At 37.0% G+C, this 25,802-nt stretch carries 24 protein-coding genes and 2 pseudogenes; 16 read left to right on the top strand and 10 right to left on the bottom strand.

The features are described 5' to 3' along the window. Positions 1–170 precede the first annotated feature (170 nt). Together dnaE and H9N25_RS03325 are read right to left on the bottom strand one after the other, a co-directional pair. Positions 171–4,603: pseudogene (dnaE, locus tag H9N25_RS03330) on the bottom strand (DNA polymerase III subunit alpha). A gap of 310 nt (positions 4,604–4,913) precedes the next feature. Then, positions 4,914–5,069 carry a hypothetical protein gene (locus tag H9N25_RS03325; RefSeq protein WP_190327934.1) on the bottom strand — a complete coding sequence of 52 codons (156 nt, stop codon included), beginning with the start codon at positions 5,067–5,069 and terminating at the stop codon, positions 4,914–4,916. A 147-nt stretch (positions 5,070–5,216) separates the two neighbouring features. On the opposite strand from H9N25_RS03325, the gene mdh reads away from it, so the two are divergent. From mdh to H9N25_RS03280, 9 genes are all read left to right on the top strand, one after another. Beyond that, on the top strand, positions 5,217–6,155 hold the full coding sequence (gene mdh / locus H9N25_RS03320; RefSeq protein ID WP_190329080.1) for a malate dehydrogenase: 939 nt from the start codon (positions 5,217–5,219) through the stop codon (positions 6,153–6,155). A gap of 246 nt (positions 6,156–6,401) precedes the next feature. After that, complete coding sequence (locus tag H9N25_RS03315; RefSeq protein WP_167293305.1) at positions 6,402–6,827, top strand: aspartyl protease family protein; 426 nt, start codon at positions 6,402–6,404, stop codon at positions 6,825–6,827. Between the two features lie 64 nt (positions 6,828–6,891). Next, positions 6,892–7,335, top strand: coding sequence for a hypothetical protein (locus tag H9N25_RS03310; protein ID WP_190327933.1), 444 nt, complete (start codon positions 6,892–6,894; stop codon positions 7,333–7,335). After that, positions 7,316–7,711, top strand: coding sequence for a group III truncated hemoglobin (locus tag H9N25_RS03305; RefSeq protein WP_190327932.1), 396 nt, complete (start codon positions 7,316–7,318; stop codon positions 7,709–7,711). Before H9N25_RS03310 ends, H9N25_RS03305 begins: the two co-directional genes overlap by 20 nt. A 63-nt stretch (positions 7,712–7,774) precedes the next feature. Beyond that, positions 7,775–8,311 (top strand): SRPBCC family protein, encoded by a 537-nt coding sequence (locus H9N25_RS03300; protein ID WP_190327931.1) that lies wholly within the window; start codon positions 7,775–7,777, stop codon positions 8,309–8,311. A 262-nt stretch (positions 8,312–8,573) separates the two neighbouring features. After that, a complete protein-coding gene (locus H9N25_RS03295) occupies positions 8,574–9,251 on the top strand; it encodes a response regulator transcription factor (protein ID WP_190327930.1) in 678 nt (225 codons plus the stop codon). Next, positions 9,252–10,604 carry a sensor histidine kinase gene (locus H9N25_RS03290; RefSeq protein ID WP_190327929.1) on the top strand — a complete coding sequence of 451 codons (1,353 nt, stop codon included), beginning with the start codon at positions 9,252–9,254 and terminating at the stop codon, positions 10,602–10,604. It begins immediately after the preceding gene. 160 nt (positions 10,605–10,764) lie between these two features. After that, on the top strand, positions 10,765–11,262 hold the full coding sequence (locus tag H9N25_RS03285; RefSeq protein ID WP_190327928.1) for a hypothetical protein: 498 nt from the start codon (positions 10,765–10,767) through the stop codon (positions 11,260–11,262). A 24-nt stretch (positions 11,263–11,286) separates the two neighbouring features. After that, on the top strand, positions 11,287–12,213 hold the full coding sequence (locus H9N25_RS03280) for a bestrophin family protein (protein ID WP_190327927.1): 927 nt from the start codon (positions 11,287–11,289) through the stop codon (positions 12,211–12,213). Between the two features lie 220 nt (positions 12,214–12,433). On the opposite strand, the gene H9N25_RS03275 is transcribed toward H9N25_RS03280, so the two are convergent. The 4 genes and pseudogenes from H9N25_RS03275 to gyrB form a co-directional block, all read right to left on the bottom strand. Then, entirely contained in the window at positions 12,434–13,114 is a 681-nt protein-coding gene (locus H9N25_RS03275; protein WP_190327926.1) for a hypothetical protein, read from the bottom strand. A gap of 418 nt (positions 13,115–13,532) precedes the next feature. Further along, positions 13,533–13,778, bottom strand: coding sequence for a hypothetical protein (locus H9N25_RS03270; RefSeq protein ID WP_190327925.1), 246 nt, complete (start codon positions 13,776–13,778; stop codon positions 13,533–13,535). Then, entirely contained in the window at positions 13,778–14,116 is a 339-nt protein-coding gene (locus H9N25_RS03265) for a PadR family transcriptional regulator (protein ID WP_167293295.1), read from the bottom strand. Before H9N25_RS03265 ends, H9N25_RS03270 begins: the two co-directional genes overlap by 1 nt. A 156-nt stretch (positions 14,117–14,272) precedes the next feature. Continuing rightward, positions 14,273–16,230 (bottom strand): annotated as a pseudogene (gene gyrB / locus H9N25_RS03260) (DNA topoisomerase (ATP-hydrolyzing) subunit B). A 718-nt stretch (positions 16,231–16,948) separates the two neighbouring features. On the opposite strand from gyrB, the gene H9N25_RS03255 reads away from it, so the two are divergent. The 3 genes from H9N25_RS03255 to H9N25_RS03245 all read left to right on the top strand — a co-directional run bounded on the left by H9N25_RS03255 (position 16,949) and on the right by H9N25_RS03245 (position 18,690). Beyond that, positions 16,949–17,548: an OmpH family outer membrane protein gene (locus H9N25_RS03255; RefSeq protein WP_167293293.1), complete on the top strand. Its 600-nt coding sequence runs from the start codon at positions 16,949–16,951 to the stop codon at positions 17,546–17,548. Positions 17,549–17,658: 110 nt separating this feature from the next. After that, on the top strand, positions 17,659–18,165 hold the full coding sequence (locus tag H9N25_RS03250; RefSeq protein ID WP_190327924.1) for a hypothetical protein: 507 nt from the start codon (positions 17,659–17,661) through the stop codon (positions 18,163–18,165). 42 nt (positions 18,166–18,207) lie between these two features. Beyond that, positions 18,208–18,690, top strand: coding sequence for a nucleoside deaminase (locus H9N25_RS03245; RefSeq protein ID WP_167295455.1), 483 nt, complete (start codon positions 18,208–18,210; stop codon positions 18,688–18,690). A 56-nt stretch (positions 18,691–18,746) separates the two neighbouring features. On the opposite strand, the gene H9N25_RS03240 is transcribed toward H9N25_RS03245, so the two are convergent. Continuing rightward, on the bottom strand, positions 18,747–20,672 hold the full coding sequence (locus tag H9N25_RS03240; protein ID WP_190327923.1) for a redoxin domain-containing protein: 1,926 nt from the start codon (positions 20,670–20,672) through the stop codon (positions 18,747–18,749). Between the two features lie 109 nt (positions 20,673–20,781). Between H9N25_RS03240 and H9N25_RS03235 the strand changes: the two genes are divergently transcribed. Next, the gene (locus H9N25_RS03235; protein ID WP_190327922.1) at positions 20,782–21,555 is read left to right on the top strand and encodes an EcsC family protein; all 774 of its coding nucleotides are present in this window, start codon (positions 20,782–20,784) and stop codon (positions 21,553–21,555) included. On the opposite strand, the gene H9N25_RS03230 is transcribed toward H9N25_RS03235, so the two are convergent. Further along, positions 21,556–21,957: an RNA-binding S4 domain-containing protein gene (locus H9N25_RS03230; RefSeq protein WP_167293289.1), complete on the bottom strand. Its 402-nt coding sequence runs from the start codon at positions 21,955–21,957 to the stop codon at positions 21,556–21,558. A gap of 183 nt (positions 21,958–22,140) precedes the next feature. Here H9N25_RS03230 and H9N25_RS03225 point away from each other — a divergent pair, with 183 nt between their 5' ends. Further along, positions 22,141–22,959 (top strand): 2,3,4,5-tetrahydropyridine-2,6-dicarboxylate N-succinyltransferase, encoded by an 819-nt coding sequence (locus H9N25_RS03225; RefSeq protein ID WP_184469604.1) that lies wholly within the window; start codon positions 22,141–22,143, stop codon positions 22,957–22,959. 97 nt (positions 22,960–23,056) lie between these two features. Continuing rightward, positions 23,057–24,166 carry a glycosyltransferase family 4 protein gene (locus H9N25_RS03220; RefSeq protein ID WP_190327921.1) on the top strand — a complete coding sequence of 370 codons (1,110 nt, stop codon included), beginning with the start codon at positions 23,057–23,059 and terminating at the stop codon, positions 24,164–24,166. Between the two features lie 249 nt (positions 24,167–24,415). Here H9N25_RS03220 and H9N25_RS25400 read toward each other — a convergent pair whose 3' ends face one another. Continuing rightward, complete coding sequence (locus H9N25_RS25400; RefSeq protein ID WP_407947453.1) at positions 24,416–24,658, bottom strand: DUF4136 domain-containing protein; 243 nt, start codon at positions 24,656–24,658, stop codon at positions 24,416–24,418. Next, the gene (locus H9N25_RS03215; protein ID WP_190327920.1) at positions 24,598–24,969 is read right to left on the bottom strand and encodes a DUF4136 domain-containing protein; all 372 of its coding nucleotides are present in this window, start codon (positions 24,967–24,969) and stop codon (positions 24,598–24,600) included. The genes H9N25_RS25400 and H9N25_RS03215 overlap by 61 nt, the downstream gene beginning before the upstream one ends. Before the next feature lie 208 nt (positions 24,970–25,177). Here H9N25_RS03215 and H9N25_RS03210 point away from each other — a divergent pair, with 208 nt between their 5' ends. Further along, positions 25,178–25,744: an L-threonylcarbamoyladenylate synthase gene (locus H9N25_RS03210; RefSeq protein WP_190327919.1), complete on the top strand. Its 567-nt coding sequence runs from the start codon at positions 25,178–25,180 to the stop codon at positions 25,742–25,744. The last annotated feature ends 58 nt before the right edge of the window (positions 25,745–25,802 follow it).

The following is a 25,802-nucleotide window of genomic DNA, read 5'->3' as shown; positions in this document are numbered from 1 at the left end:
TTTTTTTATGTTCAAATATATGTATTCAATTGTAATGCCAACCCATCTGTAATGTCAATTTGACATTACGTAAACTCTTTTATACCCACATCAACCTGATCCTGTTTCAGGATCTATCACGATTAAGATGCTGAAATAAATTCAGCATGATGCATCAGGAACGCCAAACACTAGTTTAACTTGTAATTAACAACATTAAGCCCTAGTAATTGTTCCAAAAACTTATTACTCGGATTTATTTTAAGATTTTTGGATGGCATATCCAACATAATCTCTTTTTCACGATCAAAAACTGCGAAGTTAAGTTGGCAGTTCTGCTGCTCAGAGTTTGCCTTATTGTCTGCTAATATAGCTTCAATCTCCCGCATGAGTTGATCGTTAACCCGTTCAATTGGCACTTGGATAGTTAAACTTTTCGCTAATTTATCCCTCAGTTCAGACATTAAATTAATGGCGGTGATTTTAAATTCCCAATCGCCAGCTTTACCGAAACGCTCACCAACCCTGCCTCTAATCTGTAAGAAATATCCTTCGGTTAAAAACGATTTAAATTTTAGAAAATCTTCACCAAACAAGGCCATTTCACTTGCATCTTCATAATCTTCGAAAACAAAAGTACCAAATGGCTTACCTGTTTTGGTAATCCTTTGCGATGCCGTAACTACGAGTCCGCCTACACAAAGTTCCCGGTTTTTTAGTTTTTCGAATTCGGCTAATATATCTTCGTTACTATCGCCCATACGCACCTTATTAATGATACTCAGCTGTTTAACACCATGTGTACAGAATTTATCGAGCTCCAGTTTATAATTATCTAAGGGGTGGCCAGATAGGAAAATCCCAATAGCATCTTTTTCGTATTTTAACCTATCCATTAATGCCCATTCTGGCGAAACTGGCAAACTTGGTTCTAAAATGAGGTCAGCTTTAGAGCCGCCAAACAAAGAAGCCTGTGAGGTACTTTCGTTGTTTTGAAAATCGTTGGCATATTTAATAATCTTTTCGATGCCGTTCATTTTATCGTTCGGGCCGATATAAAAATACTGTGCCCTATGACCTCCAAATGCATCGAAAGCACCACTATACACAAAACTCTCGTAAGCTTTTTTATTTACAATGCGTGTGTTGGATCGCTTGGCGAAATCGTACACATTAATATAAGGGCCATTTGCCGATCTTTCTTCAATAATACTTTCTACTGCCTTTTCACCAACACCTTTTACTGCCGACATACCGAAACGAACTTCGCCTTTGGCATTTACCGAAAATTTAAGATCGGATTCGTTTACATCGGGACCTAATACCGTAACACTCATCTGGCGGCACTCTTCCATGAAGAAAGCTACCTGTTTAATATCGCTCATGTTATTGGATAGTACCGCAGCCATATATTCAGCAGGATAATGTGCTTTTAAGTATGCGGTTTGATAGGCAATCCATGCATAACAGGTAGAGTGCGATTTATTGAAGGCATAGGATGCAAATGCTTCCCAATCTTTCCATATTTTTTCCAAAGTTGCAGCATCATGACCTTTTTCGGCCGCTTGTTTCACAAACTTTGGCTTCATTTTATCTAGAACATCTTTCTGCTTCTTACCCATTGCTTTACGCAGCACGTCGGCCTCACCTTTGGTAAATCCGGCCAGTTTCTGCGATAAAAGCATTACCTGCTCCTGGTAAACGGTAATTCCGTAAGTTTCTTTCAAATACTCTTCGCAGGCATCTAAATCGTACTTAATTTCTTCTTCGCCATTTTTACGACGAACGAAACTTGGGATGTACTCCATTGGTCCTGGGCGATATAATGCGTTCATCGCAATTAAATCGTCAAAAACCGTTGGTTTTAGCTCCTTCATATATTTCTGCATACCCGGACTCTCGTACTGAAAAATCCCGATGGTTTCACCACGTTGGAAAAGTTCATAAGTCAAGGTATCATCAATAGGGAAATTATCCGGATCGAGATCAATACCAAACCGTTTTTTAACCAGTTTTACGGTATCCTTTATTAGGGTAAGGGTTTTTAACCCCAGAAAGTCCATCTTTAATAAACCCGCGCTTTCTACAACGGAGTTATCAAACTGGGTAACATATAAATCAGAATCTTTGGCTACTGATACGGGAACAAAATTGGTAATATCACTCGGTGTAATAATAACCCACAGGCGTGGATACCCGTATTACGCAACGATCCCTCTAAAATCTGTGCCTGCTGAATGGTTTCTGCACTTAAATCTTTCTGACTGCCTAGATTTTTAAGTTCTAAAACTTTCTCATATTCATCTGGCCGCAAAGCATCTTTTAAGCTTTTTTCGTCAAGGTTAAAAATTTTAGCCAGCTTCATATTCGGAATCAGCTTGGCAATTTTATCGGCCTCAAACAATGGAAGGTCTAACACACGTGCCGTATCGCGGATAGACGATTTGGCAGCCATGGTGCCATAAGTAATAATCTGTGCTACCTGGTTGGCGCCATATTTATTAATTACATAGTCCATTACCCTGCCACGACCCTCATCATCAAAATCGATATCGATATCGGGCATAGATACACGATCCGGATTTAAGAAACGCTCGAAAAGGAGATCGTATTTAATCGGATCGATGTTGGTAATCCCGAGGCAATAAGCAACAGCAGAACCTGCCGCCGACCCCCTGCCTGGACCAACTGATACATCAAGGTTTCGCGCTTCAGCGATAAAATCTTGTACGATCAGGAAATAACCCGGATAACCGGTTTTTTCGATCGTTGCCAGCTCAAAATCCAAACGTTCGATAACATCATCCGTTAATGTTCCGTATCGGCGCTTAGCACCTTCGTAGGTTAAATGCCTTAAAAACTTGTTTTCACCACGTTTTCCACCATCGGCTTCATCCTCGGCAACCAAAAATTCTTCAGGAATATCGAATTTCGGCAAGAGTACCTCGCGGGCAAGTTTGTAGATTTCAATTTTATCCAGAATTTCCTGAATATTCAAAATTGCCTCAGGCAGATCAGCAAAAAGCGCCTTCATTTCATCGCCCGATTTGAAATAGTATTCCTGGTTTGGCAATCCGTAACGGTAGCCGCGACCGCGACCTATCGGTGTGGCTTGTTTTTCACCGTCTTTTACACAAAGTAAAATATCGTGAGCGTTGGCATCCTTTTTATTAATATAATAAGTATTATTGGTGGCCACCAGTTTAACTGAATGTTTATTGGCCAGGGCAATTAAAGTTTCGTTTACACGGTCTTCATCTTCCTGGTTATGGCGCATTATCTCTACATAAAAATCATCACCAAATTGAGCTTTCCACCAAAGTAAAGCTTCTTCTGCCTGATTTTCGCCGAGATTTAATATTTTATTCGAAATCTCTCCCGCAAGGTTTCCGGAAAGGACAATAATATCTTCTTTGTACTGTTCAATTACCTGCCTATCGATACGTGGAACGTAATAAAAACCTTTAGTATAGGCAATAGACGACATTTTAGCCAGGTTATGATAGCCTTTTTTGTTTTTTGCCAACAGTACCATCTGGTAACCATTATCTTTTGCTGTCCGGTCTAAGTGGTTGCCACAAACAAAAAACTCAACTCCAACAATAGGTGTCATGACCACCTCGGTTGGGCGCTCGCCCGATTCAATTGCTGCAGCATTTTTTGCTTCAGCAGCTTTATTATGGTTTAAAACATGATTTACGAAGTGAAAAGCTCCCATCATATTTGCATGATCGGTCATGGCTACCGCAGGCATTTTTTGTGCCGCCGCAGCTTTTACCAGGTCGGGGATACTGATGGTACTCTGCAATACCGAAAACTGGGTATGGTTATGCAAATGCACAAAAGTGGCTGCTGCAAGTTCTTGTTTATTATCTGCAAGTGTTTGTTTAGAAATTCCACCGCTTTCCGTTTTTTGCTGGCGTTTGCGGATTTCATCAGAAGCAGCTTTTAAATTAATGTGTTTTAAACCAACACCTTCAATCGTAGCTGGATTTACTTCTCTAAAACGAGGAAAATATTCTACATCAACCTGTAATTCTTCTTTTTTGAAAACCTCTCTTTTTACCAACTCTAAGAAACAACGTGTAGTTGCTTCCACATCGGCAGTTGCGTTGTGGGCTTCGTTAAAAGGAACACCAAACAAATAAGCGTGTAACTCGGTTAAGGTTGGCAGTTTAAATCTTCCACCCCTACCTCCAGGCAATTGTAAAAGCTGGGCGGTAACTTCGGTACAGGTATCCAAAACAGGCATTTCTGCTAAACGATTGGCCACCCCAAAACGGTGAAACTCACAGCCCATGATGTTCACATCGAAACCAACATTTTGCCCTACGATAAACTTTGCCTTATTTAAAACCTCGTTAAATTTGGCCAGCATTTCGTCGAAACTGACACCTTGTTCGGTAGCGAGTTCGGTAGAGATACCGTGGATTCTTTCTGCATCATACGGAATATTAAAACCCTCTGGTTTAACTAAATAATCCTGATGTTCGACCAATCTCCCCATCTCATCATGCAATTGCCATGCAATTTGTATACAACGCGGCCAATTATCCGTATCGGTAATAGGTGCATTATAATTACGTGGCAAACCAGTGGTTTCAGTATCAAAAATTAAGTACATATTGTGCGGTAAAGAATTAACCGTTTTAGAATAATAACGGTTCTTCAAAAATAAGGAATTTGAAGGTTGAAGTTGTCAGGATTTTATCAACAAAATATGGCTGTCAAACCTGTCGGGTTTTAAAACTGATAGGCTTTTTTTTAAAGCATTAATCCCGAAATCATTATAAAGTTTATTATTTTCGGAAATAAGTAGTTCGGTCTTTCATCAGGTCTTCAGTCCCGCTTTCCATTTTGTAATGCCAGGGCGCAGCCGGCAGCTACCATTATAATCAGGTTTAGTTACCACCAGTAGTAGTATGATCTGGGGGCTAAACCTCGCAACTTTGAAAAACTGCGAGGCTTAAAGCAACAAAAAGATTCTTCGCTACGCTGCACCTTTCGATAATATGTACCAATAAATCTGCTTCCATTTTAGGTTCGCGGCCATAATAAATACCGATATTAGAAATGGCTTTGTTTTCCATAATTTGTTAGAGCAAAAAATCATTGTTTAGTACTTACTAAATAAATGCGGATTAAATTATAAAGTTTTGAAAAGGATTTTTAAACCTTATATTTATTTCTACCTTCGATTAGGATTTAACGATACGCAAACCATTAAAATAAAATATATGAAAGTAACGGTTGTTGGCGCAGGCGCAGTTGGTGCCACTTGTGCAGATAATATTGCCCGCAAAGAATTAGCGAACGAACTTGTATTATTAGATATTAAAGAAGGTTTTGCCGAAGGTAAAGCGATTGACATGATGCAAACCGCAACCCTTTTAGGTTTCGACACCAAAATTACCGGGGTTACGGGCGATTACAGCAAAACGGCTGGTTCTGATGTAGTAGTAATTACTTCAGGCTTGCCCCGCAAACCGGGGATGACCCGCGAAGAACTAATCGGTATTAATGCTGGTATTGTTAAAGGTGTTGCCGAAAATATTTTAAAATACTCTCCAGAAGCTATCTTCATCGTGATCAGTAACCCAATGGACACGATGACTTATTTAGCCTTAAAATCATTAGGCCTGCCTAAAAACCGTATTATCGGCATGGGCGGAACGTTAGATAGCTCCCGTTTCAAATTTTATTTATCGCAAGCTTTAAATTGCAATCCTAACGATTTGCAGGGCTTTGTAATTGGCGGCCATGGCGATACCACCATGATTCCTTTAACCCGTTTAGCTACATACCAAAGTTTACCGGTTACTAATTTATTGGATAAAGCTACGCTAGATAAAGTTGCAGCCGATACCATGGTTGGTGGCGCTACTTTAACAGGCTTAATCGGCACTTCGGCCTGGTATGCACCAGGTGCCGCAGGCGCAGCATTGGTTGAAGCCATTTTGCGTGATGAGAAAAAACTGTTTACTTGCTGTGTTCCGCTCGAAGGTGAATACGGACAAGAAGATATATGTTTAGGTGTACCCGTAATTATTGGCCGCAATGGCTGGGAAAAAATCATCGATTTTAAATTAACTGAAGATGAACAGGCCGCATTTAACAAAAGCGCCGATGCGGTAAGAAATATGAATAGTGTGCTGGCAGAAATGAAATTGGTTTAATACCATTCTGAAGATTAATTTTTAACGAAAGCATTTAATTACCAAGATAGGTTTCCTCGGTTCGTCATTCCCAATTCGATTGGGAATCTTAATGCAATTGGCTTTAAGATTCCCGCCCGCGCGAGAATGACGACCGTTCTTTTACATCCGTCTATTTTTAACCACCTGTTGGCAATTTTAATAGGACTATTCAGTAATTGACAACTACAAGCTGCTTTCTTCCTCAGTACAACATCAATAAACACAATGAAATCAATTTCAATCCCACTAAAACTGATAAACTTACAGGATGACGGTTTCCACCTTTTGGTAGAAGTTGTTGTTTTTAAGGAAAAACATTTTGCTGTTTTAGATACTGGTGCCTCGCGAAGTGTGTTCGATAAATCGTTGATTGAGCAACACCTCTCAGAAACCTTACAGGTATCTGACGAAATTAATGCTGCCACCCTTTTTACCACCACCACAACCATCCAAGCAACTATTCCTGAACTAAAAATCGGATCGTTAAAAATCAAGAACTACGAAACCGTGGCTTTCGATCTACAATCGGTGAGTGATACCTACCAACAATTTGGTCACCCACCTATTATGAGTATTATTGGTGGAGATATTTTAATGCAGTATAAAGCCGTTATTGATTACAAGAAAATGGTCCTTAGGCTTTATAGATAGTCGTAATTTAGTTTTATGACTTTGATCATTTTTATTAAGGTATTTTAAATGATATTTGATCCTGATGAAAAAGTTAATCACAATCTTTTGTGTTATTTTCTGGGCAGGCTTAATAGGTGGAATTAGTTTTTTAGAAGCCCCATTAAAATTCCAGGCTCCAGGAATTACCATCCCACTTGGCTTAGGCATTGGGCAACTAGTTTTTCAGGCACTCAATAAAATAGAGATTGTATTGGTTATCATCATTTTAGCCTGCTCCTTACCAGCACCTTTAAAAAACAGCCGCAGTATTTTACTTTTCTCAATTACAATCCTTTTAATGGTAGACACTTTTTGGTTACTGCCAGTACTCGATGAAAGGGCAAAACAGGTTTTGGCAGGCAATGCTCCAATCAAAAGTTATCACCATATTTTATACATCATTATCGACACTATAAAATTCCTGTCATTAATTGCACTGGGGTTTTTAAGTTTAAAATCGCTGTACCATGAAAAAAGATATTCATAATAGAGAAGATATTATGCTTTTAGTGGATTCATTTTACAAAAATGTTGCGCTTAACCAACAGATAGGTCCAATATTTACCGATGTTGCCAAAGTAGACTGGTCGCATCACCTTCCAAAAATGTACGATTTCTGGGAAAGTATTCTTTTCGGAAAAGCAATTTATAAAGGAAATCCTATGCTTAGCCATTTTGCCTTGAACGAACAGATACCCCTGCAAACTGAAGCCTTCGAAGCTTGGAAAAAACTATTTTTCCAAACTGTAGACGATTTCTTTGTGGGACCTAATGCAGATTTGATTAAACAAAAAGCACAATCTATCGCAGATTTGATGCACTTTAAAATAAATTTGCCGCAATCGAAGATCAAAATCGTTTAAGTTTTTTTACTTTGATTTAAACTGCTTTCTTTATAAATTTAATTAACCAAACTAAAATCAAACATGAAATTCCTCAAAATCTTACTTGGCATTATTGTCGTATTGGCAATAATCATTGTTGTAGGCGGCTTCTTCTTGCCAAAAAATTATACCGTAAGCAGGTCTACTGTAATCAATGCTCCAGACAGCACCATTTACAAAAACGTTGTAGACTTTAAAGAATTCTACAAATGGAATCCGTGGGCAAAAATGGAACCTTCAGCAAAAAGTACTTATGGTGGCGTAGCAGGTGAGCCAGGTCATATATACGAATGGAAAGGTAAGGAGACAGGAAGTGGTTATATGAAAATAAAAAGTGTAACACCGAACAAACAGGTAGATATTGAATTAAAATTTATCGAACCTTTTGAAAGTTTGGCAGATACCAAATTCGATATCCAACCAGAAGGAAGTAGCAATAAGGTAACCTGGACAATGAGTGGAGAAAATAACCTGATCAGTAAATGGATGTGTGTATTTGTAAGCATGGATAAAATGATCGGTAAAGATTTTGAAGACGGACTAAAATTCTTGAAAGAAAAATCAGAAAAAGGGATCTAGAATACGGTGTCAGTTTGAGCATTGTCGAAAGATTTGCCAAGAGATACTGAAGCACGGAGTCCCATTGTCATTCTTCGCTGCGCTCAGAATCTTTTAAAGTTGACGATGGCATAAAAAGACCTCTCGTTTGAGAGGTTTTTTTATGCTTCAATTTTAACAAATCCAAACAATTGTGTCGGTTTTGCGTTAAAAAAGCATTAAAACCAGCTAACAATCAATTAATATTTTGTAATTCCCTATTTTTTAGATTACTTGCCAGCAAATGAATTTATTACTTGTAGAAGATGAACCGAGCGTTGTATCTGTAATTTCGAGGGGTTTAACTGACGAGGGATTTACCGTGAGTATTTCTCCAGATGGTTTAATCGGAAAACAGATGGCTTTAGAAAATCAATTCGACCTGATTATTCTCGATATCATGCTACCTGGAATAAACGGATTGGAGCTTTGCAAAATCATTAAAGAACAAAAACCAAATACCCCCATTATTATGCTTACGGCTTTGGGTACTACCGAAAACGTGGTAAACGGACTGGATAATGGTGCTGATGATTATTTAATAAAGCCATTCAAATTTGCTGAACTTTTTGCGAGGATCAGAATGCTATTGAGGCGGTACCGTGGAGTGGCTTCGCAAGATCAGATTATTTCCGTGGCAGACCTCCAGATTAATTTAAGCGCAAAAACAGTAAAACGAAATCAACAGGAAATTGTACTTACGGCAACAGAATATCGGTTAATCGAATACATGGCCAAAAACAAATCTAAAATTTTATCCCGAATAGATATTTTAGAAAATGTTTGGGATATCGATTTTAACCTTGGCACCAACGTGGTTGATGTTTATGTTAATTATCTCCGCAAAAAAATAGATAAAAATGCCGATCAAAAGCTCATCCATACCGCAGTAGGTTTAGGTTATATATTAAAGGAAAAATAAATGGAGATAGCAAAGAAAATCACTTTACTTTTTGCAATTTTATCGGCAATTATTATCTCCTTATTAAGTGGTTTTGTTTGGTATTTTTCTAACGACTTCGCCTTTGAAGATTTTTATAAACGCCTAGAGGCCAGGGTTAATATTGCTGCCCAGATTAAACTCTACGAAGATGGAAACAATAAGGTTTACGCAAGAATGCGAAATCAATACCTGGAGCGGTTGCCTTCTGAGAAGGAATATATTATCGAGGCTGGCAAAACACCGGGTAAGGTTGACCGCGAATTACCGCCTACTTTTTATGACCGGATTAAGGCAGGCTATATGGCCCGTTACAGAGTAGAAAACCATTTCTACGCCGGAAAATACTTTAAGTATAACGATAATGGCTATATAGTAATTGTTTCTGCAAACGATCCATTTGGTTTTCGGGAGTTAAAAGATCTTCAAAGAATCTTGATAATCGGTTTTTTCCTTTCAGTTATTTTATCTTTTGTTGTTGGCTGGAAATTCTCCAATTACATGTTAATGCCATTAAGAAATATAATTAAAAGCGTAAAAAAAATAAAGGCAGAAAATTTACATTTAAGGTTGGATGTAAAAAAAGGTAACGATGAGATGTCGCAATTGGCCCAAACCTTTAATAACATGCTTAACCGCTTAGAAACAGCTTTCGAAACACAGAATAACTTCATCAGTAATGCTTCGCACGAATTGAGAACACCATTAACCATTATTAGTGCTGAGGTTGAACTGGCGATGAAAAGCACCGAGGATACAGCAAAACAGGAAAAAGCTTTAGCGAAAATTAAAGATGAGGCAGAAAGATTAGAACATATCTTAACCAGTTTACTGGGCCTGGCACAATCTGGCTTTAATGGAAAAAACCAACCCTGGGAAGAGGTACGGATGGACGAGCTGTTATGGGAAATTAAAGAATCAGTTAATCAGGTACACCCCAACAGTAAAATAGAAATCGACTTTACCAAACTTCCTGATGATGAAGAATTACTCACACTGAGGGCAAACAAAAACTTAATGAAACTTGCCATCAGTAATATTGTAAATAATGCCTGTAAATACTCAAATGAGAATCTGGTAAACATTAGTATCGAAAGCAATGCCAATATGCTTTCGATTGCGGTAACCGATAAAGGAATTGGAATACCACAAACAGATATACAGCATATATTTGAACCCTTTTATCGTGCATCTAACACCAATGATTTTAAAGGTTATGGTGTTGGCTTACCACTTTCACTAAATATCATCCGTTTGCACCGAGGTAGTATTGCCATTAAATCGCAAGAAGGAATTGGTTCAGAGATAAAGGTTTTATTGCCTACGAAAAGTTAGTTCATTGGTTATCGCATAAATGAACTAATAATGAATAAAACGGTCACTCCAAAAAAGAGTACGTTCTAATCTTATTCTAATCTTGCTCTTATTTTGCTGTAATAACATCGCGCTAAACTTGTATAAATAATTTTTCAATTCATTTAAACAAGATATAGCGATGAAAACAGTATTAGTACCAACCGATTTTAAATTAGAAAGCATTAAAATTATTGATGCGCTTGTTCAACATCAAAAAAATGAAAGCTTAAACATCATTTTTGTACATGCCTTTAAATTATCAGATTCGATAACCGATATGTTAATGTTGAGTCGCCGCAGCCGCGATTACGAAAATGTTAGCGACGAATTTTACCAACAACTAAATCAAGCCAAGGCAAAGTACCCTACACAGATCAATACTATTGGGATAGAATATTTTTATGGAAGTACAGTAGCGGCTTTCAAAAATTTTATCGAAGCTTTTGATATAGAACGCATTGCCTACTTAAAAGAGTACAATTTTACGCCAATCAACAAATATAGCATCGACCCTAAGATATTGACAGAACGTGCAGGTTGTGAAGTAATTCAATTAAACACTTTGACCCTTCATACCAGCGAAAATTTAATTGACACCAAAATACACGAAACACAGTTACAAGAAACTAACGCTTAATTATCACATTTTAAACTTTATATCATGCTGTTACGAAATAATATTCCGCTCACTTATATATTCGGAAAGATCAAAAAAGAGCTCCTGTTTGTGATTGGTTACTCCATAGGCATTGTGGTACTGTATGAAAACTTTCATGTTACACGCATTTCCATTCCTGTTGCTGTACCAGCTTTACTAGGAACAATCATTTCGCTTCTATTGGCATTTCGGTCTAACCAGGCCTACGATAGATGGTGGGAAGCCAGAATTCTTTGGGGTGCCATAGTTAACGATTCGAGAACCCTCTCCCGCCAGATATTATCATTCGTTGAGAATCCTTATGTTTTAGACGAAATTGAGGAATTTAAGGCCAGGTTTGTTAAAAGGCAGATTGCATGGTGTTATGCCTTAAGTCAATCATTGCGTGGTTTTAATCCAAGAAAAGGTTTGGAAGAATACCTTTCTGCAGAAGAAGTGGCCTTCATCAAGAAACGCAAAAATGTAACCGCCACTATATTGGAGTTACATGCCATGGATTTAAAAAGGGCACTGCAGGAAGGCTGGATCAATAAATACCAGCAGATAGAAATAGACAAAACAATAACAGGTTTATGTAATCACATGGGGGGATCGGAAAGAATTAAAAACACCGTTTTTCCGGTTACTTATAGCAAATATATTAACATGTCTATCCATTTGTTCATCGTCTTACTGCCTTTTGGTTTAATCGAATACTTTGGTTACATGGAAGTCCCTTTAGTGGTTGCTATTGCCGCATTCTTTTTATTGGTAGAAAAAATGGCCGTTCATCTTCAGGATCCCTTCGAAAACAAACCTACAGATACGCCAACTACCACAATTTGCCGAACTATTGAACGCGATCTTTGCCAGATGTTAGACGATAATAAAATATATGAGGACAAACCTCAGACAGAATTGGCTCCGGTAGGATCATATTACATCCTGTAATAACTCCAAAGCCTAAAAATAAATCTCCTTGTGAGATGGTTAGTTAAGGGCGGTGGCTTTCTCTTTGGATAAAGAGCGGCCATTTGCAATAGTGTATAATACAAAAGCCATTCATTTTTTTGAATGGCTTTGTTTTTTTATAAAATGATCGTCATTGATAGGTACAAAACTATCTTAATGTGCACGCTAAAGCCTAGTGGCACATCACCATTCTTAATTCTTACAACACAAGTTTGTACTTATCCATTATATGCTTACTCGCTCTCATTCCAACCTTGGCCGTTTTAAGTGCAGCAATAAAATAAATTACAAATAAAGTTATCAGTACTGATACAATAAGAAAACTTCTGTTTAATGAGAAAATTTTTACTATTGTAACGCTTTTATTAATAGCTATATTGGTAATAGCTAAAAATGGACCTAAAAACATTAAAAAGGAAACAGATGATTTATAGGACATGTATTTTTTATAAATAGAATCTTTGATATTATAGAGGAGCAAAAGCCCAATAACACCAAACATCCCAACGATGTATATCATATAAAAATCATCATTGCTTACTATCTCCTGAAGTTTGTAAACAACAAAACCTAGAAATAAAACCAACAGGATGTATTTATAACCAAAATAGTCCAGAAAGTTTTGCCAGAAAAATTTACTGTATTTTTTCTTCAATCCATTAACCACAGATTTTTGAATAACAGCAAAACCATCAGGTCCAAAAGCTTCTTGCGTATCATTTATTGCAGCATCAATACCAAGCAATGGATTTTCTTCCATTTTTTCTTCAACTGATGATGCTACGTGATCTAAAATCTCCAATTGAACATCAATGTAATTATAGCCTTTTTGCTGAATAAAAGACCTGATGTAGTCAAGTTGTTCTTTTGTTAAATTCATCTGTATGCAATAAGTATTTTAATTTTTTGGTTATAAAATTTCCTAAATGACCTTATATAAAGACTACAGAAAAAATATAATATGAGGAGTATGATAACTTTATTGTGCTCGCCTAAGGAAATTAAACTATCCTTGCTAACGAACCAATAGAAAGTAAAAACACTAACAAACAAACCAAAGCTAGATAAGCTACCTAAAGCATTATCGAAAATCGAATATTTCTTATTTTTTCTTTTACTGATCCATATTTTGGTATACATAAAAAGGGTTACCAGAATAAAACAAATAAAAATCGCTCCCATTATTGGTTTAGTATTAAAGGTTAAGCGTGTACCACCCCAATAAATAAAAACGCAAAGTATTAGATTCGCGATATTACTTAGTAAACCGGGCCATTTAAACGAATTTATAAGTTCGTTTAGAAAAAGGTTTGCCTGTTTTTATTGATCTGTTTTTGGTAAAGTTCTTCCTGTTGTTTAATCTCATTAAAACTTCCAAAATCATCATTGATAATTTTAGCAACCAATTCGGTACTGTAAGCCTCATCTTTATCTTCGAGGGCATTTACAACATGATCATAAACCTCATTATAGGTTTCTATGTATTTTGGTACATCAAAAATATAACCCTTAATTTCCTGGTGCTGTTGCGCTGTTAGTCTCATTAAATTGCAGGTTTTAAGTTTAATAATAACTGTAGCTGGGCAATAAAATCTTTCGCTTCCTGCAATTTATTTACGACTTCTTTCTCTCCATCTTTTGATAAGGAATAATATTTCCTCACCCTGTTTTCTACCACTTCTGTTGTTGTTTCCAATAAACCTTCGGCTTCTAATTTATGTAAGGCAGGATATAATGCCCCCTCCTTTAACATTAACTCGCCCTGGGTAATAGATTTTACTTTTTGAGTAATCTCATAACCATACATCTTCTCATTTTCTGATAAAAGATTTAAAATGATGGTCTGCAAAGTACCTTTAAATAATTCATTATTAACTGCCATACTCCAAATATATAAAAAATCACATACATAAGAAAATTATGTATATAAAATTTAAAGTTAATAACCTAAGAAACAAAAAACCCTCTTCAAGATTTTAACTTAAAGAGGGTTTACCTATTTCGCTTTTAGCTTTAATTTTTAAGCTTTCGGCTCAACTTAAGCATCAATTTTTGCATATTTTGCGTTACGCTCAATAAATTCTCTGCGTGGAGCAACTTCATCGCCCATTAACATCGAGAAAGTATGGTCGCATTCTGCTGCACTTTCGATTGTAGCCTGCATTAAGGTACGTGTAGCAGGATTCAATGTAGTATCCCAAAGCTGCTCAGCGTTCATCTCACCCAAACCTTTGTAACGTTGGATGTGTACGCTATCTTCTTTACCTGCACCTTTTAAACGTTGTACAGCTGCATCGCGTTGTACATCATTCCAGCAGTATTCGAATTCTTTACCTTTTTTAACCTGATAAAGTGGTGGAGATGCAATGTAAACATATCCAGCTTCGATCAAAGCCCTCATATAACGGTAGAAGAATGTTAAAATCAACGTGGTAATGTGCGACCCGTCGATATCGGCATCCGTCATGATTACAATTTTATGGTAACGGAGTTTAGTTAAATTTAACGCTTTATTGTCTTCTGGCGTACCAATACTAACTCCGATTGCGGTAAACATATTTTTGATCTCATCGTTTTCATAGATCTTATGCTCCATCGCTTTCTCAACATTCAAAATTTTACCTTTTAGTGGTAAAATTGCCTGGATGTTACGATCACGACCCTGTTTAGCGGTACCACCCGCAGAATCACCCTCAACTAAGAAAATCTCACATCTTTCTGGGTCACTATCTGAGCAATCGGCTAATTTACCTGGTAAACCCGAACCACCCATCACGCTTTTACGCTGCACCATTTCGCGTGCTTTACGCGCCGCAGCACGTGCAGTTGCCGCTAAGATTACCTTATTGATAATCATTTTGGCTTCTTTAGGGTTTTCTTCAAGGTAATTACCCAAAGCCTCTCCAACCGCAACATCAACAGAACCCATAACCTCACTGTTTCCAAGTTTGGTTTTGGTTTGTCCTTCAAATTGTGGCTCTTGCACTTTTACCGAAACAACCGCAGTTAAACCTTCTCTGAAGTCATCACCAGTGATTTCCATTTTTACGTTCTTTAATAAACCTTCCTTATCGGCATAATTTTTTAAAGTACGGGTTAACCCCTACGGAAACCAGCTATATGTGTACCCCCCTCGTGGGTATTAATGTTATTTACATAAGAGTGAACATTTTCCGCATAACTGTCATTATACTGGAAAGCTAGCTCAACCGGAATACCATTTTTGATCCCCTCGATATAAATCGGCTCTGCTAAAATTGAAGTACGGGTATCATCCAAAAAGGCAACAAACTCTTTTAAACCACCTTCTGAATGGAAAGTTTCTGAAAAGAAAGTGCCATCATCAAGTTTTTCACGCTCATCGGTTAGCGTTAATTTAATCCCTTTATTCAAGAAAGACAGCTCACGCAAACGGCCAGCCAAAGTATCATATTTATACTCAGTAGTTTGGGTGAAAATGGTTGCATCAGGACTAAAAGTTACAATGGTACCGCGTTTATCGGTTTCGCCCACTTCTTTAACATCGTATAAAGGTTTACCGATGTTATATTCCTGCATCCAGATTTTACCCTCACGGTGAACCTCGGCTTTTAAATGTGTAGACAGGGCGTTAACGCAACTTACCCCCACACCGTGCAAACCTCCTGATACTTTGTAGGTATCTTTATCGAATTTACCACCCGCGTGTAAAACCGTCATTACGATTTCAAGCGCCGATTTATTTTCTTTTGTATTAATACCGGTCGGAATACCACGACCATTATCTTCAACCCTGATGGAGTTACCTTCTAAAATTCTAACATCGATTGTATCTGCATGACCGGCTAAAGCCTCATCAATGGAGTTATCTACAACCTCGTAAACCAAGTGGTGCAAACCTTTTACACCAGTATCACCTATATACATTGAAGGGCGCTTACGCACCGCTTCCAAACCTTCTAAAACCTGTATATTATCTGCCGAATAATTTGACTTTAAATCCTGTTCTTCGCTCATATTTTAATTAAAAACAATAAGTATCAAAAATACGGAAATTTTGGCATTTAACCCAATATGTGGATAAGTTTTAGGGCATTAAAAAACGATAAACGCTCTGCACTAAAACATTAGGCATAAACCTAGTTAAGGCTGCTTAAACAGGCTTTTGAAAAGCAAACAAAGCGCTACAAACAGAGATATAAAAACCCTATCTTTTTGGTCACTTACCAAACGTTCCTATGGAACGAAAACGCCAATTATGCAATTGGCAACCAACGGGCCGTATTGATGGGCCGAGAGAAGATTATTTAATTTCCAAACCATCCCGCTAGCAATTTCATGAAGTTAAGGTTTTTAACAACAGATTAACACGGATTTTTATATCTGTGCGCATCCTTTCTATCTGTGGTTGAGTTATGTTCTGAAATTTGCCATGGCCACCCTGCAACCCTAAATAGTAACACCAACGCTGCCATCTAAACCCGATGGCAGCGGGCATGCAATAAAGCGGACAGCGGGACGAACAAATGTTTAAAATACCGACTTAGCTTTTCAAAATCACTGCTACCAGATTGAGCAGTTAACGTTAGTGGTTTAGCGCTGATTACATTAAACGCTTAGCATACTGCCGCCAAAGGCAAATCTGTTTTACAGCAACTTGTATTGCGATAGGCTTTTCTTTAAATTGCATATCAAAACTAATTTATATAAGTTTGCTAAAATTTATTAAACAAGAATGGAAAGAAGAACCTTTAAAACCTTTGGTTTACTTGCAACAGCAACTTTGATAACTGCTTTCTCTGCATGCCAGAACAAAGACACTAAAACTACAGAAACTAAAAAAACAGAGGGTACTACTGCAGCGGTTTCTCCAACTGAGAAAATTGTGTATGTAAACTCCGACTCGTTACTTACAAAATATGAATACTTCAAAGATCTTAAAGTGAAATTTGAAGGTAAGACCAAAAATGCTCAGGCAGATATGCAGGCTAAAGGTCAGGCTTTTCAAAGAGAAGTTGCACAATACCAGCAATCGGCACAAACTTTATCGGCCGATCAACGTAAAAGTACTGAAGAGCGTTTAGCACGTAAACAACAAGAACTACAAACTTACCAACAAAATGCTGGTGGAGCTTTACAGAATGAGCAAGCTGCTGAGAATGAAAAACTTTACGATAAAGTAGCTGAATATTTAAAAGGTTACGCTAAAGAAAAAGGTTATAAAATGGTTTTAACTTACTCAAAAGGTAATAGTGCTATTTTATTTGCTGATGAAAGCTTAGATGTAACATCAGAAGTAATTAAAGGCTTAAACGCAGAATACAGCAAAAAATAAGTAAATAGCTGTTACAATATAGATGCCCCGTATAAATCGGGGCATTTTTTTTGATCGTGATTTTATGTAAAGGAGCAGAACGATAAAAATATTGAATCATTAACTGCATTATGAAAATTAGATTAACAATAATAGCACTTATTTTACCCCTAACGCTTTTAGCACAAAAACAAATAAAGCTAAATCATAAAATTGCGATCGTCCTACCCAAAGGACTAAATGCATTTGACGATAAAGAGAATAAAGAATTAATAAACAAGATACTCAATGGCAGCGTTTTACCAGAACCTTATAAGTTATTGGTAGTTGATTTTGCTTATAAAAAAGACAATGTAATTGTGAGGTTTTTTGCAGGAAAAAGTGAATGGCCCGATGATTATATAAAGGAAAAAATGCCCAAGTATGATAAATTAGAGATAAAACATATCGATAACAAAGATTGCTTAATTTTAAATTATAGTATAAAACCAAAAGCTTTTTATAAGATTGAAGTAAGCAATAAAGCAAATAAAAAACTTGTTACTATTGAAATGGAATACCCAAATGGTGTAAATGAAGATAAAAAGAATGCTGAAAATTTAATAAACGAACTGATAAAAGGTATTAAATTTAATTAAAAACCTGGAAGCACTTATAAATTAAGTTAACGTTAGATAATGATGGAAAATAAAAGTCAACATAAAGAGTATATGAAGATGGCAATTGAGTTATCTGTGCAAAATGTGAGCGAGAACATTGGCGGACCTTTTGGGGCTGTAGTGGTAAAAGATGGGAAGTTGATTGCCAAATCAGCAAATAAAGTAACTTCTACCAACGACCCAACCGCCCATGCAGAAGTTTCAGCCATTAGACTGGCCTGTACCGAATTAAATACTTTCGATTTAAGTGGCTGTGTAATTTACACCAGCTGTGAGCCTTGCCCTATGTGTTTAGGTGCAATTTATTGGGCAAGAATTGATACGATTTATTATGCTAATACCAAGGCTGATGCAGAACATATTGGTTTTAGTGATAAGTTCATCTATGAAGAGTTAGACAAGCCCATGGAAAACAGAAGCTTGCCAGTTATCCAGCTGATGCGCGATGAAGCCTTAGCAGCCTTTAAACTATGGGAAACATCGCCAATGAGGATAGAATACTAATAGATAGAAAAGGTGCCGATTAATAATCAGCACCTTTTCTATTTGGAAATCATTGTTTATTTGCTCGATTCTTTTCCAGCCAGCAAGCCGATCATCGAATCTATTTCTTTCACCACCCCATCATCAGAGCCAGAGAAACCTACTGCTTTAAACCTGATATTACCATCCCCATCTATCACAAATTTGGTTGGAATTCCATCAACTTTGTAGGCGCTTACCACATCAAATTTGGAAGGGTCTTTTACGTTTTTGGTATCGTAAAGCACATTAAAATTGTATTTCTTTGCAGTAATAAAATCAGTCACCAATTTTTCTCTGTTTTCTTCTGTTTGCCAGGTATTTACAAATAGGAATACTATATTTGGATTACTGGCGTATTTGTTTAGGGCTTTTTGCATCCCTGGGAAAGAAGACACGCAAGGTCCACACCAGGTCGCCCAATAATCTAAAATTACGATCTTTCCTTTCAAACTGGCCAGACTTACAGTTTCGCCTTTAAGGTTGGTTAACGAAAACGAAGGAGCTGGAATATTAATCATTTTTTTTATCCATTCTGCCCGCTCTTTTTCTAATGCTGCTTTTTCTAAATTGGCCAAGTACGTTTCATAAGTTCCATCTTTCTTTAGTTTGGTATAAAGCATTTTAAATTCGTTTTTTAAGGAATCATTGCCTTTACCCTCTTTAATCAATTTTTCGGCCTCGTTATAAGCTTTACCATCTTGACCATCCTTAATTAAATAAGTTACATAACGAGATGATACATCGGGCGGAACTGTTGCATATAAAGAAATGGCCTTCTCTTGCATAGCCAAAGCTTCTTTAAATTTTCCTTGATGATATAGCAACAGTCCATAAGTGTCAGCATACATGCCATAAGCACCGTCTAAATATTTGAGGTATTCTTCTTTAGTGCTGTAATATTTTGGTATCTCATCATTTCTTGATGCTTCTATCAATTCGAGCGACTGTTTTGAAAGCTGAGCAGCAAGTTCGATATTCTCTTTTTTCTCAGCAGAAGGCCAGGCAAAACTATTGTTATACAAACTTGCCCTGGTCATTTTATCGGTGACCTTTTTAGCGTAATCCTGAAATTTCCCCAGATCCTTAGCTTTTACAGCGCTGTTAGCCAGCATGCTATAAATTGAATTCAATCTACTTACATCTACTTTTTTATCTGGATCAAGTTTAAACTTAGCAATCATTTCATCGGCCTTTTGCGTTTGTACAGCGAAATCTTTTGTGCTATAAAGTGAATTCATCCCATCATTCCAGGCGTAATTTCCTGTAGGATATTTTTTAATTATGATGGCTTTAACAGAATCTGCCTGAGTTTTTTTCTTTAATAGAGAGTAAAGACTTATTTCGGTGCTCAAATCTTCTTCTTTTGGTTCTTTTAATGTTGATAGCGCAGAAATATTTTCATTGATCAGTTTGGTTCCATTGTCTTTATCTGCTTTGTATTCAACAGACAAATATTGTTGTAAGTTTTTCTTTTTCAATTCAGGTTTTAAAGCAAATGCTTGTTTATATAGCGAAGCGGCCTTTTCAGGGTCGATGGTAAGCCCTAAATAGTAATTCCCTGCCAATCCATACAAGAAAGCTTCGTTAAGATAAGCTTCAGCTGGCACTTTCCCGGCTTTAGTGAATTCTAAAACATAACCGGCAGGCGCTTCATCTTTTTGATCGCCAACCGAAAAAGCAAGTCCAACCACCGTAACACTATCCGGACTAGAGATTTCTCCTTTATAAACCGAACCTTCCTTAACCAGTTCTATCTTGGTATTTTTAGGGTTGGATTTTGAGAAAAAGGTATAAGCGGTACATTTTACATCTGCCAGATTTTCGAGATTAGTTCCCTTGGGTTCGTAAGTAAATTTAACTGTACTTCCTGCCGCAGGCTTATTAGCAGAAAATTTCACTCCTTGTGCATTCACTACTCCAGCAGCAAATATGAGCAAGCACAACAATTTTAAGGTTTTCATAATGAAAGGATTAAGTTCTTATTAGGTAAACTAAATATATAGTTTATTCCTTATTCTTCAAAGTTATTTTCTGTTAAATTTTAAGGAATAGTTATTGTAGTAATCAAACATGACATACGACCAAAAAATAAAGAGTGAACTGGGTTTCTGGAAGTTTAAAATCTTGCAGAAACCTTCGCTTTTGAGTAAGGTGACGGATAAAGTGCAGAAAAAAATAAACAGCTATATTCCAGACAAAGTTCACAATGCCATTACTACTGCGATTAAACAAATGGTTAAGGCAGTTCTTTTTGGTTCAACATTCACCACATCAAAACCCATTACCAATTTAACTTTAATGCACCGCGAAGCATTAATTAAGCAAAAGATAGAAAATTATAAAAAAACAGGCGCTGCTGAAGGTGGAATTACAGGCGCAGGTGGTTTTTTAATGAGTCTGGCTGATTTTCCGTTGTTGCTGGGCATAAAAATGAAAATGCTTTTTGATATAGCCGCAGTTTACGGATATGATGTTAAAGATTACCGCGAACGTTTATTTATTTTACACATCTTTCAACTGGCCTTTTCAAGTAAAGAAGAAAGTCAGAATGTTTTCATAAAAATGCAGGATTGGGATGATAAAGCACATCAATTACCTACTAATATTGATGAATTTGACTGGCTTACCTTCCAACAGCAGTACCGCGATTATATTGATTTAGCTAAACTTGCGCAGATGCTTCCTTTTGTGGGCGCAGCAGTTGGTGCAGTTGCCAATTATAAACTGATCGAAAAACTGGGTAAAACAGCCATGATGAGCTACCGGATGAGGTATTTCAATTTGCAGTACGCAATTAACAGTTCGCAGGAAACTGAAAACCGTAAACTAGAAACTGAAAACTAACTAATCCTCCTCTTCAAACATTCCACCAATCAGATCATCCGTTTCACGGCGATCTTTCTTCGTAGGTCGGCCTGTTCCCCTATCGCGTTTTAAACTAGGCGCATGAAACATCGATTTAAAAGCGTGTGTTTCTTCAACTGGCGTTAAGTCTTTATATTTTGTTAAGGCTGTTGGCGAATCTGTTCTATTGTAAGAGAGTGCTACAACTTCTATAATTTTCTTTTCAATTCCTTTTGATACCTGGTAAACATCGCCAACTTTCACAATTGCTGAAGGTTTAATATTCTGCCCCTTGAGTTTCACCCTACCTGCTTTACAGGCATCGGTAGCCAGGCTTCGGGTTTTAAATAACCTGATTGCCCACAAATACTTATCTATCCTAAGTTTTTCAGTCTCTGTCATAAAGGTTCAAAAATACATATTTTGGTTAACTGTTTAAATTGGTTATTGGTTACTTGCATATGCGACTTCAAACAGTTAACCGGTTTAAACGATTAACCAGTTAACCCAACTGCAAAACAATTTAAACAATTAACCATTTAATAAACAAAAATTGATTTATTTTGCGTAAAATTTAAAAACATCATGTATTCAGATTTAAAGAAATTAATTGAAGCCGCTTGGGAGGATAGAACCCTTTTAAAATACAGCAACTATTGCGAAGCCATTGAAGCCGTTATTATGGGTCTTGATAAGGGTGAAATCCGTGTTGCTGAACCAGTTTTAAACTCTTGGGGCATTAATGAATGGGTAAAGAAGGCTGTAATTTTATATTTCCCGATTCGCGAGATGAAAGAAATTAAAAGCGGACCTTTTGTTTACCATGATAAAATGGATTTAAAAACCGACTATAAAACAACTGGTGTACGTGTTGTGCCTATGGCAAGTGCGCGTTATGGTGCGTTTTTAGCAAAAGGTGTAATCATGATGCCCTCGTACGTAAACATTGGCGCTTATGTTGATGAAGGTACCATGGTTGATACTTGGGCTACTGTTGGTTCTTGTGCACAAATTGGTAAACGCGTTCACTTAAGCGGTGGTGTAGGTATTGGTGGTGTTTTAGAGCCTGTACAAGCTGCTCCGGTTATTATCGAAGATGATGCATTCTTAGGTTCTAGAGCAATTGTTGTTGAAGGTGTTAAAGTAGAAAGAGAAGCTGTTTTAGGTGCTAACGTAGTGTTAACAGCATCAACTAAAATTATTGATGTAACCGGCCCTACCCCGGTAGAATATAAAGGAATTGTTCCTGCACGTTCGGTTGTAATACCAGGCAGCTATACTAAAAAATTCCCTGCTGGCGAATTTCAGGTTCCTTGTGCTTTAATTATTGGTAAACGTAAAGAAAGTACAGATAAGAAGACTTCGCTTAACGATGCGTTGAGAGAAAATAATGTAGCGGTATAACCCCAAACCCCTAAAGGGGCTTTTAGCAGACCAAAAATGCTTAGCTCGAATAAAATATTTACACATACTACTCCCCCTTTAGGGGCTGGGGGGAAGTATGCGTATAGGATACGATGGCAAGCGTGCCGCCAATAATTTAACAGGACTGGGTAATTACAGCCGCTCTTTAATTGAGCATTTGGCACATCAGTTTCCTCAACACCAATACTTGGTGTACGCCCCAAAAGTAAAATCCTCCAGACAGATTGATGCTTTTTTTGAAAATGAAAACATTGAACTGAAGCTTCCTAAAAACGGACCGTTTTTATGGAGGACTTTAAACATCTTAAAAGATTTAAGTCAGGATGACTGTCAGATTTTTCATGGGCTCAGTCATGAAATTCCATTGGCCATACAGCATACAAGGATTAAATCGATCGTTACCATTCATGATTTAATTTTTCTTCGCTTTCCTCGGTATTATAAATTTATCGACCGGAAATTATACGAATGGAAAAGTAAATCTGCTTGTAAACGAGCCAATAAGATTATCGCCATCAGCGAAAAAACAAAAGAGGACATTATCGATCTATACGGAATTAACCCCGAAAAGATTGAGGTAATTTACCAGAGCTGCGATGATAGTTTTAAAACACCTTTCGCGAAAGAAACGTTAAGCAGGATTAGGGCAACCTATAAACTGCCTGATAAATATATTCTGAATGTTGGCACCATTGAAGAACGTAAAAATCTAAAATTGGCGGTTCAGGCTTTAAAAGAAGTAAACGAAGAATATAAATTGGTAGTGATTGGTAAACAAACTGCTTATTTTACAACTGTTGAGAAAGAAATAGAAAAGCTTGGTCTTAAAAACAGGATCTTATTCCTAAAAAACATTCCTTTTGCCGATCTACCCGGCATTTATCAAATGGCAAGCGTTTTTGTTTATCCTTCCTTTTACGAGGGTTTTGGTATTCCCATTATTGAGGCTTTGTATTCAGGCGTTCCGGTGGTTGCAGCAACAGGTTCATGCTTAGAAGAAGCCGGTGGGCCAGATAGCTTATATGTTTCGCCAAATGATGCCACTGCACTTACAAAAGCCATTAATCAAATTCTAGAAAGCCCTCAGCTGCAAAAAGAGATGAAAGAAAAAGGGGTGAAATTTGTTCAAAAATTCAATAGTCCTGTTGTTACTCAGCAATTAATGGATTGCTACCTATCTCTTTAAAAAGGTATCCTTTTGGTATATCTATACGCCCTTGGTTTAAAGGATAATGAATATGTAATTTTCAGGATCAATCTGCAGACTATTAAACGTTAGTCCTGCCAATGCTACAAGTCCTCATCCGATGAAGGGTCGGATTGCGGGCTTTCTGCGAATGTTAGGTTTAGGTTGAAATAGCCTGTACACAAAAAAGGGCTGGAATTTATTTAAAAATTCAACAACCCTTTTGTTATCTTAATTAAGATTTACAACTTATCTAGCTGCTGTAACTGTTGGCGGATATTGTGCCAGTATTTCTTTTACTCCTGTATATAAACGTTGTTCTCTTTTATTGAAACTATCGAGATTAAAACCAGATCCTTGTCCGTGCCAGAATAAAATCTTTTTAGCAGGGTCTAAGAAATCGATAATAATTGTGCCTTCGATATATTGGTTTACATAGGTTCCACCGCCCCAGAATGGATTACCCCAACCGCCACGCCAGCCCCAACCCAGCCACCATAATAACCTGGGCCATATACATCGGTTTTTTCTCGGGCAACCACCACCAGGTTCACTAATAAATCCGGGCGATCAGATTTTGTAAATCCTTTAGCGTTCATTTCAGATTCAACAGCAGCTATTAATCTGCGCTTATCCAGATTATTAAGTTTAACCCTCGCTATGCCTTTATCGTAAAAATTGTAAGTTTTATAACCACTTAAATCAACATTTTTATCATAGTCAGATGCGGTACGGAGTGTTGTACATCCTGCTAATGCCAATACTACTGTAAAAAGCATTAATAATTTTTGTGTCGTTTTCATTTGCGTTGCTTTTGTAAATAACCTATATTAAATATAACAATTTTATAATGAAAAGGTTAGCACTGATATAAATTTTACAAATCCATTTGATTTCTATAGAACCAGCCTAAGATTGTAATCTAGAATGACTGCAAAACTAAATATTGTAACGTTAAAAAAAATAAACATTAACATAATTTAACTTCCTATTTATAAATACCTTTGCTGCATGCTTAGAGATGAAATTAATAAGGCTTTAGAAGTTTTAAAATCAGGCGGGGTTATCTTGTATCCTACCGACACCATTTGGGGAATAGGTTGCGATGCTACAAATCCAGAAGCAGTAGATAAAGTACTTAAAATAAAAAATCGTCCTGCCGAAAAGAGCCTGATTGTATTATTGGATGTAGATAGCAAACTGCAGAGTTACGTAACTGAAATCCCCGATGTGGCTTACGATTTAATTGAATATGCAGAAAATCCATTAACCATTATCTTTTCCGGGGCAAAAAACTTAGCTCAAAATGTAATCAATGCCGATGGCAGTGTGGGCATCAGAATTGTTAAACACGATTTTTGCACACCGTTAATCCAACGGTTTAGAAAACCTATTGTTTCAACCTCTGCAAATTTAAGTGGACAGCCTTCGCCAAAATTCTTTGACGACATTGATCCTGAAATTATCAATGCTGTTGATTACGTAGTAGATTTCGAACAGGAAAATCGAACCAGCAAAAAGCCATCAACCATTATGAAACTTTCTCCCGGTGGACAATTTGAGTTTATTAGGAAGTAAGCACCCCCAACCCCTTAAAGGGCTTTTATTCATAGCGGTCTTTATCCCCAAATGTTTT

This window comes from Pedobacter riviphilus, assembly GCF_014692875.1.
GTDB classification, from domain to species: domain Bacteria; phylum Bacteroidota; class Bacteroidia; order Sphingobacteriales; family Sphingobacteriaceae; genus Pedobacter; species Pedobacter riviphilus.
The sequence above is the reverse complement of the archived record's forward strand: the minus strand, read 5'-3'. Positions and strand labels throughout refer to the sequence as shown.

Bases quoted from the DNA above. Each gene is read 5' to 3' on its own strand.
- H9N25_RS03325 (WP_190327934.1), bottom strand. From the start codon at position 5,069: ATGGAAAACAAAGCCATTTCTAATATCGGTATTTATTATGGCCGCGAA.
- mdh (WP_190329080.1), top strand. From the start codon at position 5,217: ATGAAAGTAACGGTTGTTGGCGCAGGCGCAGTTGGTGCCACTTGTGCA.
- H9N25_RS03315 (WP_167293305.1), top strand. From the start codon at position 6,402: ATGAAATCAATTTCAATCCCACTAAAACTGATAAACTTACAGGATGAC.
- H9N25_RS03310 (WP_190327933.1), top strand. From the start codon at position 6,892: ATGAAAAAGTTAATCACAATCTTTTGTGTTATTTTCTGGGCAGGCTTA.
- H9N25_RS03305 (WP_190327932.1), top strand. From the start codon at position 7,316: ATGAAAAAAGATATTCATAATAGAGAAGATATTATGCTTTTAGTGGAT.
- H9N25_RS03300 (WP_190327931.1), top strand. From the start codon at position 7,775: ATGAAATTCCTCAAAATCTTACTTGGCATTATTGTCGTATTGGCAATA.
- H9N25_RS03295 (WP_190327930.1), top strand. From the start codon at position 8,574: ATGAATTTATTACTTGTAGAAGATGAACCGAGCGTTGTATCTGTAATT.
- H9N25_RS03290 (WP_190327929.1), top strand. From the start codon at position 9,252: ATGGAGATAGCAAAGAAAATCACTTTACTTTTTGCAATTTTATCGGCA.
- H9N25_RS03285 (WP_190327928.1), top strand. From the start codon at position 10,765: ATGAAAACAGTATTAGTACCAACCGATTTTAAATTAGAAAGCATTAAA.
- H9N25_RS03280 (WP_190327927.1), top strand. From the start codon at position 11,287: ATGCTGTTACGAAATAATATTCCGCTCACTTATATATTCGGAAAGATC.
- H9N25_RS03275 (WP_190327926.1), bottom strand. From the start codon at position 13,114: ATGAATTTAACAAAAGAACAACTTGACTACATCAGGTCTTTTATTCAG.
- H9N25_RS03270 (WP_190327925.1), bottom strand. From the start codon at position 13,778: ATGAGACTAACAGCGCAACAGCACCAGGAAATTAAGGGTTATATTTTT.
- H9N25_RS03265 (WP_167293295.1), bottom strand. From the start codon at position 14,116: ATGGCAGTTAATAATGAATTATTTAAAGGTACTTTGCAGACCATCATT.
- H9N25_RS03255 (WP_167293293.1), top strand. From the start codon at position 16,949: ATGGAAAGAAGAACCTTTAAAACCTTTGGTTTACTTGCAACAGCAACT.
- H9N25_RS03250 (WP_190327924.1), top strand. From the start codon at position 17,659: ATGAAAATTAGATTAACAATAATAGCACTTATTTTACCCCTAACGCTT.
- H9N25_RS03245 (WP_167295455.1), top strand. From the start codon at position 18,208: ATGGAAAATAAAAGTCAACATAAAGAGTATATGAAGATGGCAATTGAG.
- H9N25_RS03240 (WP_190327923.1), bottom strand. From the start codon at position 20,672: ATGAAAACCTTAAAATTGTTGTGCTTGCTCATATTTGCTGCTGGAGTA.
- H9N25_RS03235 (WP_190327922.1), top strand. From the start codon at position 20,782: ATGACATACGACCAAAAAATAAAGAGTGAACTGGGTTTCTGGAAGTTT.
- H9N25_RS03230 (WP_167293289.1), bottom strand. From the start codon at position 21,957: ATGACAGAGACTGAAAAACTTAGGATAGATAAGTATTTGTGGGCAATC.
- H9N25_RS03225 (WP_184469604.1), top strand. From the start codon at position 22,141: ATGTATTCAGATTTAAAGAAATTAATTGAAGCCGCTTGGGAGGATAGA.
- H9N25_RS03220 (WP_190327921.1), top strand. From the start codon at position 23,057: ATGCGTATAGGATACGATGGCAAGCGTGCCGCCAATAATTTAACAGGA.
- H9N25_RS03215 (WP_190327920.1), bottom strand. From the start codon at position 24,969: ATGAAAACGACACAAAAATTATTAATGCTTTTTACAGTAGTATTGGCA.
- H9N25_RS03210 (WP_190327919.1), top strand. From the start codon at position 25,178: ATGCTTAGAGATGAAATTAATAAGGCTTTAGAAGTTTTAAAATCAGGC.